The sequence below is a fragment of the Lamprobacter sp. genome, from assembly GCF_034860625.1.
GTDB lineage: Bacteria > Pseudomonadota > Gammaproteobacteria > Chromatiales > Chromatiaceae > Lamprobacter.
On sequence record NZ_JAYESN010000771.1, the window covers coordinates 1 to 387 of the forward strand.

A 387-nucleotide genomic window follows, 5' to 3' on the forward strand; every position below is an offset into this window, starting at 1 on the left:
GAAGCCCCCTTCGCCGGAGCCCCGCGCCGAGGACCAGATCAACCTGACCGATGAGCAATCACGCATCATGCACGTCGCCGGCGGCGGCTTTGAGCAGTGCTACAACGCCCAGGCCGTCGTCGATACCGCGTCGATGCTGGTGATGGCGGCGCAGGTGACCCAAGCGGCCAACGACAAGGAACAGGTCGCGCCCATGCTCGAAGGCCTGCAGGCACTGCCCGAGGGGCTCAACCACCCCGATGAACTCGTCGCCGACAACGGCTATTTCAGTGCGCGCAACGTCGAGGTCTGCGAGGCCGCTGGCATCGTGCCGTTGATCGCCATGAAGCGCGAGGAGCATCACCCCCATTGGTCAGAGCGCTTCAGCGAGCCCGCAGCGGTGCCACC

At 66.1% G+C, this 387-nt stretch carries 1 protein-coding gene; it reads left to right on the forward strand.

Annotated features, from left to right (window positions below):
* Positions 1 to 387, forward strand: a 387-nt coding sequence (locus tag VBE63_RS31225) for a transposase (RefSeq protein ID WP_323686812.1), incomplete at both ends; no start/stop codon positions are given.